At 44.2% G+C, this 13,506-nt stretch carries 10 protein-coding genes; 4 read left to right on the plus strand and 6 right to left on the minus strand.

The genetic code is table 11. From position 1 onward, the window contains the following. Window positions 1-21: 21 nt before the first annotated feature. A complete protein-coding gene (locus tag ACXACS_RS11140) occupies window positions 22-1,119 on the minus strand; it encodes an NADH:flavin oxidoreductase (RefSeq protein ID WP_474806578.1) in 1,098 nt (365 codons plus the stop codon). Between the two features lie 388 nt (window positions 1,120-1,507). On the opposite strand from ACXACS_RS11140, the gene ACXACS_RS11145 reads away from it, so the two are divergent. Then, window positions 1,508-1,750, plus strand: a complete 243-nt coding sequence (locus ACXACS_RS11145) for a DUF2164 domain-containing protein (protein ID WP_474806580.1) — start codon at window positions 1,508-1,510, stop codon at window positions 1,748-1,750. A 92-nt stretch (window positions 1,751-1,842) separates the two neighbouring features. Here the strand turns inward: ACXACS_RS11145 and ACXACS_RS11150 are convergent, their stop codons facing one another. The 5 genes from ACXACS_RS11150 to ubiG all read right to left on the minus strand — a co-directional run bounded on the left by ACXACS_RS11150 (window position 1,843) and on the right by ubiG (window position 7,810). Next, window positions 1,843-2,580, minus strand: coding sequence for an SDR family oxidoreductase (locus tag ACXACS_RS11150; protein WP_474806582.1), 738 nt, complete (start codon window positions 2,578-2,580; stop codon window positions 1,843-1,845). 114 nt (window positions 2,581-2,694) lie between these two features. Continuing rightward, window positions 2,695-2,967, minus strand: a complete 273-nt coding sequence (gene yfaE, locus ACXACS_RS11155; protein ID WP_474806584.1) for a class I ribonucleotide reductase maintenance protein YfaE — start codon at window positions 2,965-2,967, stop codon at window positions 2,695-2,697. A 12-nt stretch (window positions 2,968-2,979) separates the two neighbouring features. After that, window positions 2,980-4,110 (minus strand): class Ia ribonucleoside-diphosphate reductase subunit beta, encoded by a 1,131-nt coding sequence (gene nrdB / locus ACXACS_RS11160; RefSeq protein ID WP_269916991.1) that lies wholly within the window; start codon window positions 4,108-4,110, stop codon window positions 2,980-2,982. 126 nt (window positions 4,111-4,236) lie between these two features. After that, a complete protein-coding gene (nrdA, locus tag ACXACS_RS11165; RefSeq protein ID WP_474806586.1) occupies window positions 4,237-6,558 on the minus strand; it encodes a class 1a ribonucleoside-diphosphate reductase subunit alpha in 2,322 nt (773 codons plus the stop codon). Between the two features lie 547 nt (window positions 6,559-7,105). Further along, complete coding sequence (gene ubiG / locus ACXACS_RS11170; protein WP_474806587.1) at window positions 7,106-7,810, minus strand: bifunctional 2-polyprenyl-6-hydroxyphenol methylase/3-demethylubiquinol 3-O-methyltransferase UbiG; 705 nt, start codon at window positions 7,808-7,810, stop codon at window positions 7,106-7,108. 302 nt (window positions 7,811-8,112) lie between these two features. Here ubiG and gyrA point away from each other — a divergent pair, with 302 nt between their 5' ends. The 3 genes from gyrA (at window position 8,113) to aroA (ending at window position 13,342) form a co-directional block, all read left to right on the plus strand. Next, window positions 8,113-10,827, plus strand: coding sequence for a DNA topoisomerase (ATP-hydrolyzing) subunit A (gene gyrA, locus ACXACS_RS11175; protein WP_474806589.1), 2,715 nt, complete (start codon window positions 8,113-8,115; stop codon window positions 10,825-10,827). A gap of 144 nt (window positions 10,828-10,971) precedes the next feature. Beyond that, window positions 10,972-12,057 (plus strand): 3-phosphoserine/phosphohydroxythreonine transaminase, encoded by a 1,086-nt coding sequence (gene serC, locus ACXACS_RS11180; protein WP_474806591.1) that lies wholly within the window; start codon window positions 10,972-10,974, stop codon window positions 12,055-12,057. A 1-nt stretch (window position 12,058) separates the two neighbouring features. After that, complete coding sequence (gene aroA / locus ACXACS_RS11185; protein ID WP_474809249.1) at window positions 12,059-13,342, plus strand: 3-phosphoshikimate 1-carboxyvinyltransferase; 1,284 nt, start codon at window positions 12,059-12,061, stop codon at window positions 13,340-13,342. The last annotated feature ends 164 nt before the right edge of the window (window positions 13,343-13,506 follow it).

The raw sequence follows: 13,506 nt of genomic DNA on the forward strand, positions 1-13,506 counted from the left end.
ATGCTCAATTAGCTCATCGAATTAGGACAAGGTAGCTAGAGCCTTTCCAGAGTACTGTTCTAGTTCCTGAGTTCGGTTTTCTTTAATCTTATTGGCCCAGTTGGGGTCTTGTAACAAGGCTCTTCCAACCGCGACTAAATCAAATTCACCGGCATCAAGGCGCTCGAGTAAATCGTCAACAGCACGCGTGCTTGAATCTTGGCCTTTGAAGGCACCGAAGAAGTCATCATTAAGCCCTACTGAACCAACGGTAATGGTAGGTTTTCCAGTAATCTTTTTAGTCCAGCCTGCAAGGTTTAACTCACTTTCTTCAAATTCACTCTCCCAGTAGCGGCGCTGTGAACAATGAAAAATATCTACGCCAGCATTACTGAGTGGAAGCAAGAACTTCTCTAGTTCCTGTGGCGTGTGTGCTAAACGGGCGGTGTAGTCTTGCTGTTTCCATTGTGAGTAGCGCAGCACAATAGGAAAATCGGGACCAGTTGCTGCGCGAATAGCTTTGATTATTTCCACCGCAAAGCGACCACGATTCTCCATACTACCGCCCCAGCTATCAGTACGCTGATTAGTGCCTTCCCAGAAGAACTGGTCGATTAGATATCCATGTGCTCCGTGAATTTCTATCCCATCCATGCCAATTGCTTTGGCATCAGCCGCTGCTTGAGCAAAAGCGGATATTACAGACTCAATGTGTTCAACCGTCATGGGTTCAGCGCCCTGTTTTCCAGGTTTGAAGAGTCCCGACGGCCCCGCACTTGGCAGCTCAGGGTAGGGCGCTTTGTCTGCGACCCGTGCCATACCCACATGCCACAACTGTGGCATGATTTTACCGTCTACACTATGAACCTCGTCTACCACATTTTTCCATGCGGCCAAGGCCTCGTCGCCGTGGAATTGGGGAATGTTCGCATCCATGGTAGCGACTTTGTCGTTTACGGTAGTACCCTCGGTAATGATTAAACCAGTACCACCTTGAGCGCGGCGTTTATAGTAACCGGCAACATCGCTGGTAGGTATGCCGTTAGGTGAGAACTGGCGAGTCATGGGCGCCATAACGATGCGATTATTTAACGATAGGTTGCCTTGTGAATAAGGCTTAAACAGTGCGTTTGCTGCCATTTTTTATCTCTACGTTTTTAGATTGTTTTCAGATAGTACTGGCAAGGTAGGTTAAGTCAATTTTCAAATCTTGATAGTAAGACATAAGTAAAAGTGAAGTGCGATGTTCACTTAGGCGGGCGTTCTCATTAACTGGCTCAATGATAAGTTAGGAGCACAGTCACACAGGCATGGTCATGAATGTCACTGTATAAACGTATACAACGTAGGGCATTTTTTAATTAGACCGTTATGGCTACCGGTAACAAGTGGTTAGCAAACACGTTAATATGCAAAATTATAAGCATGATAACGTTTAAGTGTCTTCAAACAGTTTGTCTTAACAAAAATGCTATTAGCCAAAGACAGTAAAGTTGACGTTATTACAAATAACAAAAGAGGGATGAAAATGAACGAAATCACATTTACCCGTGAGGAAAAAGACGCATTGGTCGCTAAACTACAACGATACTGTGATGATGAGTTAAATATGGAATTAGGCCAATTTGACGCAGAGTTTCTTCTCGATTTTATCAGTAAGGAAATGGGCGCAACCTTTTATAACAAAGGCATAAGTGATGCTAGAGCGGTTGTAGCATCGCGCTTACAAGTTATTGATGAAGAACTATATGCCATCGAAAAGGTAATTTAACTAAATACAGTCATTTAAAGCCTGCACTCAGCAGGCTTTCATATTAAATGGCAGATGGTTGGTCCACCTCATTAAGTAATGAATGATCGGTACTAGAGTTCCTGATTGGTAGGTCTGATGATCATTTCGTTGATATCTACATCGCCAGGCTGCTCAATGGCAAAAGTTACAGCACGGGCAATTGCATCTGCGTCGATAGCATCGTCGTACATATCTTCTGCCATTTGCTTCGAGTCTTTGTGAGATATGTGGTCAGTAAGCTCTGTCGCCACTGCACCTGGTGAAATATTCGTTGAGCGAATTTGACCGTTTGACTCTTTGCGAATACCTTCGCTTATTGCCTTAACTGCAAATTTAGTGGCGCAATAAACCGTAGCTCCTGGGAAAACCACATGACCCGCCACAGAGGATAGATTGATAATATGTCCGCTTTGTTGTTCGCGCATGCGCCCTAAAACCGCTGCTACACCGTACATAACGCCTTTAATGTTTACATCTATCATCTGGTCCCACTCATCAACCTTCATCTCGTCAAGCGGAGCGAGGGGCATAAGGCCAGCATTATTGACTAGCACGTCAATGCGGTCGTAGGTATCTATTGCAGCTTTTGCAAGTGCCTCAACCTCTTCCTTTTTCGTGACATCGACCGTTTTATAGGTTGCGTGTCCACCTGAAGATTCAATTTCATCTACAAGTTTTTTAAGACGGTCTTCACGGCGAGCGCCTAACACTAATTTAGCACCTTTTTCCGCTAGCATTTTCGCAGTAGCTTCCCCAAGGCCACTACTTGCACCTGTGATGATGACTACTTTTCCAGAAACTTCATTCATAACATTATCCTTACGTTTGATTAGTTGTAAGTTGCTACGTCTAAGTATTGAAGTGGATTACATTAATTCGTATAAATGCTGTGAGAATGCTGATGAGAGCGGTGAATGAAGAGGCTACAGGGGGACTTTTATTTTTAGCGGGCATTTAGCCACGCAGCAACAAGGAAGAATTTCATCATCATCAATAAAGGCGAGGGGATCGGTGGTGTACTCAACTTCGCCTTCAATAAGCTTAGTTCGACACGCACCGCAAAAGCCCTCACGGCAGTGGTAGTGAATATTGACGCCTGCTGATTCGAGGGCGCTTAAGATAGTGGTATCAGAGGGGGAAATAATCGCCCCCACATCGACAACGTCGATGCGGAGTGATTTATCGTTACTGCTCATTAAGCTGTAGGTTTACAGCTCAAAATCAGCAAAGTCGTCTTCGCTTACTGCAGAATCTATTTGTCCAACTAGGTAAGAGCTGATTTCAGATTCTTGTGGGGCTACTTGTACATTGTCTGAATTTAGATAGTTATTCATCCAAGGTAGTGGGTTGCTGCTAATCTCAAATGGTGTATCTAGACCTATGGCAGACATACGTTGATTCGCAATGTACTCAACGTACTGGCAAAGAATTTCTTTGTTAAGGCCAATCATAGAGCCGTTTTGGAACAGATAGTCAGCCCATTGCTTTTCTTGCTCAACCGCATTCATGAAGATAGCGCGGGCTTCTTCTTTACATTCTTCTGCTATTTGCGCCATTTCAGGATCATCTTTACCCTTGGCCCACAAGTTTAGAATGTGCTGGGTTGAAGATAAGTGAAGGTTCTCATCACGGGCAATCAATCGAATGATTTTCGAGTTACCTTCCATTAATTTGCGTTCTGCGAAAGCGAACGTACAAGCAAAAGACACGTAGAAGCGGATCGCTTCAAGCGCATTTACCGAGTTCATACACAGATAAAGCTTCTTTTTAAGCTCGTACATATTAATTGTGTACGCAGTACCATTAACGGTATGAACGCCTTCACCTTGTGTTTGCCAAAGTTGAGTGGCAAAAATGAGGTCGTCATAATACTTCGAGATATCAGCGGCACGGCGCTTAATCTCGTCGTTTACTACGATATCTTCAAATATTTCACTCGGGTCTGAGAACAAGTTACGCAAGATATGGGTATATGAGCGCGAGTGAATAGTCTCAAAGAAAGACCATGTCTCAACCCATGTTTCTAACTCGGGTAGCGAGATAATAGGCAAGAACGCAATATTTGGGCTACGACCTTGTACCGAATCTAAAAGGGTTTGGTACTTAAGGTTTGATATGAAGATATGCTTTTCTGGGTCGGTCAATTTTTGAAAATCGACACGATCGCGAGAAACGTCTACTTCTTCAGGGCGCCAAAAAAAGCTAATTTGTTTCTCAATAAGCTTTTCGAAAATGGCATGCTTTTGCTGATCATAGCGTGCAACGTTTACGGGATTACCGAAAAACATCGGCTCGATCAATGGATTAGTACTTTGCTGATTAAACGTAGTGTATTTCATGATGGCCTAACTAAAAACTTAATGATTAACGCGTATTATTGTTTGTGTTCTTGCTGCGAAACGTTAATGGCAGGCGTTACCGTAAAATCCATTTACGAACCTGCCATTTTTGCAAAAGGGCGTGTTTTAGATTTTACACGCACCGCCTGCACAATCATCATCTTCCTCTACCACGACTTCTTCTTGACGTGGCATAGGCTCGTTTGCTTTAGCGTCTAACGCCGAGGTGTCTGAAGCACCGTCACGAGTGTTATGATAATAAAGTGTCTTAACACCAAGCTTGTAAGTTGTAAGAAGGTCTTTAAGCAGAAGCTTCATTGGGACTTTGTTACCTTCATAACGACTTGGGTCGTAATTAGTGTTTGCAGAGATAGTTTGGTCGATAAACTTCTGCATGATACCCACAAGTTGCAGGTAGCCATCGTTTGAAGGAATATCCCAAAGTAGCTCGTATTGGTCTCTTAGCGTTTCGTACTCAGGTACAACTTGCTTAAGAACACCATCTTTACTCGACTTAATGCTGATGAAACCACGTGGCGGCTCAATACCGTTGGTCGCATTAGAGATCTGTGAAGATGTCTCTGAAGGCATTAATGCAGACAGCGTAGAGTTGCGCAGTCCGTGTGTTTTGATTTCTTCGCGAAGTGCATCCCAATCGTAATGAAGCGGTTCGTTACATACGCTATCAAGGTCTTTCTTGTAGCTGTCAATTGGCATGATGCCTTGCGAATAAGTCGTTTCGTTAAACTTAGGACACGCACCTTTCTCTTTAGCCAGGTTGTTCGACGCTTTCAGTAGGTAATACTGCATTGCTTCAAACGTGCGGTGGACTAAACCGTTTGCGCTATGATCTGAATATTTAACGCCGTTCTTAGCAAGGTAGTAAGCGAAGTTGATAACACCCACACCTAGAGTACGACGGCCCATAGTTGCGTTGTACGCAGCAGGGACAGGGTAGTCTTGGTAATCAAGTAGATTATCAAGAGCGCGTACTGCTAGATCGGCGAGTTCTTCAAACTCATCAACTGACTCAATCGCACCTAAGTTAAATGCAGACAGCGTGCAAAGGGCAATTTCACCATTTTCGTCGTTTACATGCTGAAGCGGCTTAGTCGGTAGCGCAATTTCAAGACACAAGTTGCTTTGACGAACTGGCGCAACTTCTGGGTTGAACGGGCTATGCGTATTGCAGTGGTCAACATTTTGAAGGTATATACGACCTGTGCTTGCACGCTCTTGCATGAACAAGCTAAACAGTTCCATCGCTTTGATTTGCTTCTTACGGATGCTGTCGTCGTTCTCGTATTTAACGTATAGCTCTTCGAACTTGTCTTGATCAGCAAAGAACGCATCATAAAGACCTGGAACGTCAGATGGACTAAATAATGAAATGTAGCTATCTTTCATCATGCGCTGATACATGAGTTTGTTGAACTGAACACCGTAGTCTAAGTGACGTACACGGTTTTCTTCTACACCGCGGTTATTCTTAAGCACTAGTAGAGATTCTACTTCCATATGCCAGATAGGGTAGAACAACGTAGCCGCACCGCCACGAACGCCACCTTGTGAACAGCTTTTCACTGCAGTCTGGAAGTATTTGTAGAATGGAATACAGCCAGTGTGGAATGCTTCACCACCACGAATAGGGCTGCCTAGTGCACGAATGCGACCTGCATTCACACCAATGCCCGCGCGTTGGCTAACGTATTTAACTATCGCGCTTGCCGTTGCGTTAATTGAGTCTAGGCTGTCGCCTGTTTCAATAAGTACGCACGAGCTGAACTGACGCGTAGGCGTTCGTACGCCTGCCATAATTGGGGTAGGTAACGATAGCTTAAACGTTGAAGCAGCATCGTAGAAACGACGGATATAATCCATACGCGTCGCTTTGTCGTAATTTGCGAAAAGACATGCTGCTACGAGAATATAAAGGAACTGTGCACTTTCATAAATTTCGCCAGTAACACGGTTTTGAACTAAGTACTTGCCTTCAAGTTGTTTAACTGCAGCATAGCTGAAGTTCATATCGCGCCAATGGTCGATGTAGGTTTCCATTTCTGCGAATTCTTCAGGCGTGTAGTCTTCAAGTAAATGCTTGTCGTACTTTCCTAAATCTACCATTTTTCCAACGTGTTCAAGTAACGCTGGCGGCTCAAATTGTCCGTACGCTTTTTTACGAAGATGGAAAATAGCCAGGCGCGCGGCCAAGTATTGGTAGTCTGGCGCATCAGTAGAGATCAGGTCAGCCGCTGACTTAATCAGTGTTTCGTGGATCTCGCTGGTATTAATGCCGTCATAGAACTGAATTTGCGCTTTTATTTCAACTTGTGAAACAGAAACGTTGTTTAATCCTTTAGCTGCCCATGTAACGACTTTGTGGATTTTTTCTAAGTCGATGGACTCTTTTTCACCGTTTCGTTTGGTGACGAATAAGTTGTTGTTCATGTTACTGGCCGTTTGTCTGTTAGCGCTTGATGCGTGGGCTATCTGTTGCCCATTTTCGTTTTAATTTTAAATGCGTATGTTGTTAACGTTGTTGGCTCACGCCAGTTAAAAACACACACAAAAAGCGGCCTAAACTAATACCAAGAAGTATTGTAGTAGAGACTGCTCGTTAAATTCTTTACTGCTTTTTTGTTTTCAGCGAGATTATTGTTTCAAACTATCAGTGGTGTCCCAGAGACAGTTTGTCATTAGTTGAGATCCCGAAAAATTATTGGTGGGATCCCGTGCTGAATTAAACACAAGATAGTGAGGTTTTGTCTTGATTGCAACCCAATATCTGGTGGTATTTCAAGCACTCAATCTGGCATGAAATTTATGTTAGTAACAACTAACTTTTTAGCGTTCTACAAGCGTAAAATATCTGGAATGCAAGCGTTTTAAACAAAATCTTAAGTATAAAAATTAATTTATTCTTAGAATTCAATTTTTATACAGACACGATATATGGTGTTTAAAATATCGCCGCAGCCCAACATATAGTGTTAAATTAACTTTGCGCTACTGTATATAGTAAGTAGTTCACGTCAACATTATTAGACGAAAGATAAAAGCCCTGAGAAATCGGGTCCATATGCAAACCTGTCATGTCGCGAGGAAGCAAACCTGCTTGATCCGTCATCGCCATAAGTTCGGAAGGCTTTATAAATTTACCGTGATCGTGCGTACCTTTAGGTACTAATTTCAGAATGTATTCTGCGCCAAGGATCCCCATCAAATATGACTTCAGGTTTCTGTTCAGTGTAGAGAAGAAAACATGGCCGCCAGGTTTTACTAACTTCGCGCAGGCCATAACAACAGAGGCAGGGTCGGGCACGTGCTCTAACATCTCCATACAGGTAACTACATCGAACTGACCTGCGTTTGCTTCGGCAAATGCTTCAGCCGTTGAGCAGACGTAGTCAACTTTAACCCCAGACTCTAAACCGTGAAGTTTGGCCACTTCTAACGAAGCCTCTGCCATATCTAGCCCTGTAACTATTGCTCCAGCACGGGCCATAGATTCAGCGAGAATGCCGCCACCACAACCTATGTCCACGACTTTCTTATCAAATAACCCTTGGCTATGTTGATTAATGAAGTCTAGGCGCAGTGGGTTAATAAGGTGTAGTGGCTTGAATTCGCCTTCTGGATCCCACCATCGAGACGCAAGTTCAGAGAATTTATTGATTTCTTGTTGATCGACGTTCGTCATTAGTAAAACAATCCTTAACCTATCTCTTTTTAAGATATCGTAAATTCAGGTTGTGTTTCACTGTTTTTAAACAGAAATAGCTAAATTATACGAAGGGATGAACGAAAAATAATCGCTTGCCTTTTAGTTGATTAATAAGCGTAATTAAGCGCTACATAATTCTGTCATCAAGTGGTACACTCGAAGCACGATTATGACCCACATAATAACAACAGTGCGCTCCCAAGCCTTGCTTTCACAATGATGTGAAGTTAAGCGCTGGATAACGCAGAACAAACCAAAATAAAGGGATTAAGCAGTTTATGTCTGATAACGCTAAAGAAATCCTCCCCGTTAATATTGAGGAAGAGTTAAAGAACTCCTACCTTGATTACGCGATGAGCGTTATTGTCGGGCGAGCCTTGCCTGACGTAAGAGATGGCTTGAAGCCAGTGCACCGTCGTGTGCTGTTCGCAATGAACGAACTGAAAAACGACTTTAACAAGCCATACAAAAAATCTGCCCGTGTGGTAGGTGACGTAATTGGTAAATATCACCCTCACGGTGACTCTGCGGTTTACGACACTATCGTTCGTATGGCCCAACCGTTTTCACTGCGCTACATGCTGGTTGACGGTCAAGGTAACTTTGGTTCTGTAGACGGTGACTCTGCCGCTGCGATGCGTTATACCGAAGTTCGCATGGCGAAAATTGCGCACGAATTACTTGCCGATTTAGATAAAGAAACCGTTGATTTTGTACCTAACTACGACGGTACTGAATTTATCCCTGAAGTATTGCCAACTAAGGTGCCTAACCTTCTAGTTAACGGTTCGTCAGGTATTGCAGTTGGTATGGCGACAAACATACCGCCGCATAACCTTACCGAAGTCATCAACGGTTGTGTTGCTTTAATTCAAGACCCATCGATCACCATTGATGATCTGATGACCCATATTCCTGGTCCTGACTTCCCAACGGCGGCGATGATCAGCGGTCGTAAAGGTATTGAAGATGCGTACCGCACTGGTCGCGGTAAAATTTATCTTCGTGCTAAAGCCGAAATCGAGACAGACAACAGTGGTAAAGAAACCATTGTTGTTAATGAAATCCCTTACCAAGTTAATAAAGCACGTCTTATTGAAAAGATCGCTGAACTGGTAAAAGAGAAGCGTATTGAAGGCGTTTCGGCACTGCGTGATGAGTCTGATAAAGACGGCATGCGCATTGTTATTGAAGTTAAACGTAACGAATCTGCCGAAGTTCTGCTTAACCATTTATATGCTAATACCCAGCTCCAAACGGTATTCGGTATTAATATGGTTGCGCTAGACAATGGTCAGCCTAAAGTATTTAACCTTAAAGAGACGCTTGAAGCCTTTATTCTTCACCGCCGTGAAGTGGTAACACGTCGTACGGTATTTGAATTACGTAAAGCTCGTGACCGTGCCCATATCCTTGAAGGTTTGGCAATCGCACTTGCTAATATCGACCCGATTATCGAGTTGATTAAAGCGTCGCAAAGCCCAGCAGATGCGAAGAAATCTCTTGTTGCACAAGGTTGGGACTTAGGCGACGTTTCTCAAATGCTTGAGCGCGCAGGCGATGACGCAGCGCGTCCAGACTGGTTAATGCCTGAATTTGGTATTCGCGACGGCAAGTACTACCTAACAGAACAGCAGGCGCAAGCGATTCTTGACCTACGCTTACATAAGCTAACGGGTCTTGAGCACGAGAAGATCCTTGAAGAATACAAGCAACTTCTAGAGCTAATCGCAGAACTTCTTCACATCCTTAATAGCCCAGAGCGCTTGATGGAAGTGATTCAAGAAGAACTTGAAAAAGTCCGCGATGAATTTGGTGATGAGCGTCGTACTGAAATTACCGCTGCAAGTCACGATATCGATATTGAAGATCTAATCGAGCAAGAAGACGTTGTTGTAACGCTTTCTCGCGAAGGTTATGTGAAGTACCAGAAGCTTACAGATTACGAAGCACAACGTCGTGGTGGTCGTGGTAAGTCAGCAACTAAGATGAAAGATGAAGACTTCATCGAGAAGCTTCTTGTTGCCAATACCCACGATCACATACTGTGCTTCTCAACCCGAGGTCGCTTGTACTGGTTGAAAGTGTATCAATTACCGTTCGCTAGCCGAAATGCACGCGGACGCCCGATTGTGAACATACTGCCGCTAGAAGATAATGAACGTATTACTGCTATTCTTCCTATTAAAGAATTCGAAGAAGGCAAGTTTGTACTGATGGCAACGGCAAACGGTACAGTGAAAAAGACTGACTTAAGCCTATATTCTCGCCCTCGTTCAAGCGGTATTATCGCTGTTAACCTAAATGAAGGTGATGAGCTAATTGGTGTTGATATTACCCATGGTGATGACGACATCATGTTGTTCTCTGATGCCGGTAAAGTAGTTCGCTTTAACGAGAAGCTTCGCGACAGCGAAACCGGTGAAGTTAAGCGTGACCCAGAGACTGGGGAAGAGTTACTAGCTCTTCGTCCTATGGGAAGAACGGCAACAGGGGTTCGCGGTATTCGTCTTCAAGATGGGCAAAAAGTGGTGTCACTTATTGTTCCTAAAGGAGACGGCCCAATCCTAACAGCGACAGAGAATGGTTTCGGTAAGCGTACACCGCTAGAGGACTACCCAGCTAAGAGCCGTGCAACACAAGGTGTTGTATCAATTAAGGTGTCTGAGCGTAATGGTAAAGTAGTTGGCGCGGTTCAAGTAGACGAAACCAATGAAATTATGCTTATTAGTGACCAAGGCACACTGGTTCGTACCCGTGTAGGCGAGGTGTCAGTAGTAGGCCGTAACACGCAGGGCGTTCGCTTAATACGTACAGTAGAAGGCGAGCACGTTGTAGGGTTACAACGTATTGAAGAAGTGGCAGAGTTGCAGGAACTCGATGAGGACGGTAACCCAATCATTTCGGACGATGCGCCAGAACAAGCAGAAACTGCTGTTCAAGAGCAAGAAAACACCGCAGAAGACGGTGATAGCTCAACGACAGAAGAGTAGGGATAGCGCGCAAGCTTAAGCCATGCGCATTATCAGTGTTCTTTCAAACAAGCGGCTTTTGCCGCTTGTTTACCTAATAAGCTCGCAAAATGTTTGAGATAAAGCGGGTTGAACGGTACTTATCTACAGGTGTTGAAAAACGCAATGAAAGAGGTTTTTAACTTTAGTGCTGGGCCGGCCATGCTTCCCAAAGAAGTGATGGAAAAGGCACAATCAGAATTTACAAATTGGCGCGATTTAGGCTGCTCTGTTATGGAAGTCAGTCATCGTGGTAAAGACTTCATTGAGATAGCCGCAAAAGCAGAGCAGGATTTGCGTGACTTGCTATCTGTGCCATCTAACTACCATGTGCTTTTCACGCACGGTGGTGGACGTGGTCAATTTGCTGCTGTTCCCCTTAATTTGTCATCCACTGAGGATACCAGCCTTCACTTAGTGAGCGGATCTTGGTCAAAAGGCGCGGTAAGTGAAGCAAACAAATACAATAACGCGGTAGTGGTGGGCAATGTCACAGAAAAGGACGGGCTTCACTATATCGCTAAGCCTGCTCTGAGTGATATCGATCAGTCTGCGGCCTATTACCATTTTTGCCCGAACGAAACGGTAGACGGTATTGCTTACGATTGGTTACCGGAGTCAGGAAATGTTCCGCTTGTTTCTGATATGTCCTCGACGATATTGTCACAACCGCTAGACGTGGCAAAACACGGTGTTATTTACGCCGGCGCACAAAAGAATATCGGCCCAAGCGGTTTGTCTGTGGTTATTGTTCGCGAAGACCTAGTTGGCAAAGCACGTAAAGAAACGCCCTCTATTTTCGATTATGCCTTAGCGGCAAAATCTGATTCTATGTACAACACACCGCCAACGTTCTCATGGTACTTGGCAGGGCTTGTATTTGAATGGCTTAAAGACATGGGCGGCGTTGACGCTATGGCTAAACGCAATGCTGAAAAGGCGGCGTTATTGTATTCAGCTATCGACAGTTCTGACTTTTATTCAAGTAAAGTTCACCCTGACAACCGTTCAAAAATGAACGTGCCGTTTCATTTAGCTAATGCTGAACTTGACGGATTGTTCCTTAAACAGTCACAAGAAGCAGGGTTACTTGCTCTTAAAGGGCATCGTTCGGTAGGGGGCATGCGTGCCAGTATTTATAATGCAATGCCGGTAGAGGGCATTGTTGCGCTAGTTGAATTTATGCGCGAATTTGAAAGAGTGAATGGATAAAATGGAGCAGTTAACATTAGACCCGATTGCAAAAGTATCGGGAGAGGTCAATGTACCTGGCTCAAAAAGTCTGTCTAACCGCGCACTGTTGCTTGCTGCGTTAGCACAAGGTGAGACTGAATTAACTAACTTGCTTGATAGCGAAGATATCGAGCATATGCTCAACGCACTTACTAAGTTAGGTATTAGCTATCGCTTAAGCGAAGATAAAACTCAATGCGTTGTGCAAGGTAATGGTGGCGCATTTGAGGTGGCTGAGCCACTTGAGCTTTTCTTAGGTAATGCCGGTACAGCAATGCGACCTTTATGTGCAGCACTTGCCGCAAGTAACGTGGATACCGTGTTAACGGGTGAACCGCGAATGGAAGAGCGACCAATAGGCGATTTAGTGGATGCACTACGCGAAGCAGATGCTGACGTTTCCTATCTTAAAAATGAAGGCTACCCGCCGCTTCAAATTAAAGGCAAGACGTTAAACGGTGGCGAAATGTCGGTTGATGGCAGCGTGTCTAGCCAATTTCTAACGGCGCTTTTAATGGCAGCACCCCTGTTTTCAGGAGATGTGACTATTCGTATCAAAGGCGAATTAGTGTCTAAGCCTTATATCGATATCACGCTAGACACCATGGCTAAATTTGGCGTCAGTGTAGAGAATGACAACTACCAGAAGTTTACGGTTTCTGCTGACGCTAAGTACGTTGCGCCAGGTAAATTTATGGTAGAAGGCGATGCTTCTTCTGCATCTTACTTCCTTGCAGCCGGCGCTATTAAAGGCGGAACGGTACGCGTAACCGGAATTGGGCAGAAAAGCATTCAAGGTGATATCCGCTTTGCTGACGTGCTTGAGGCCATGGGTGCAAAGGTAGTGTGGAATGATGAGTATGTTGAAATAACCGGTGCGCCACTTAAAGGTGTGAACATGGATATGAACCATATTCCGGATGCCGCCATGACCATTGCCACTACAGCGTTGTTTGCTGAAGGTCCTACGACCATGACTAACATCTATAACTGGCGTGTTAAAGAAACAGACCGACTTGCGGCTATGGCAACCGAACTTCAAAAGCTAGGTGCGAAAGTAGAAGAAGGTCACGACTATATAAAAGTATGGCCAACTGATTCGCTAAAACATGCTGAAATAGATACGTATAACGACCACCGTATTGCAATGTGCTTTTCACTAGTTGCATTAAGCGATACGCCGGTGACAATAAACGACCCAGGTTGTACACGCAAAACCTTCCCAGACTATTTTACCCGCTTTAAAACTTTATATAGCGCGTAAAAGCCTTGTAAAAATGAGTCAGAGGTCAATGAAGGGCTATGTAGGTTAACCCTTTAGTTGCTTCGTTGATCTGAATCAGATTTATCCTAATGTACAATGCCGACTCTAAGAGGCGGCATTGCTTATCTCTCACTAAAGCGTATAATTGCGCGCGATTTTTAGTA

It is taken from the genome of Alteromonas sp. AWM4_230, assembly GCF_056158305.1.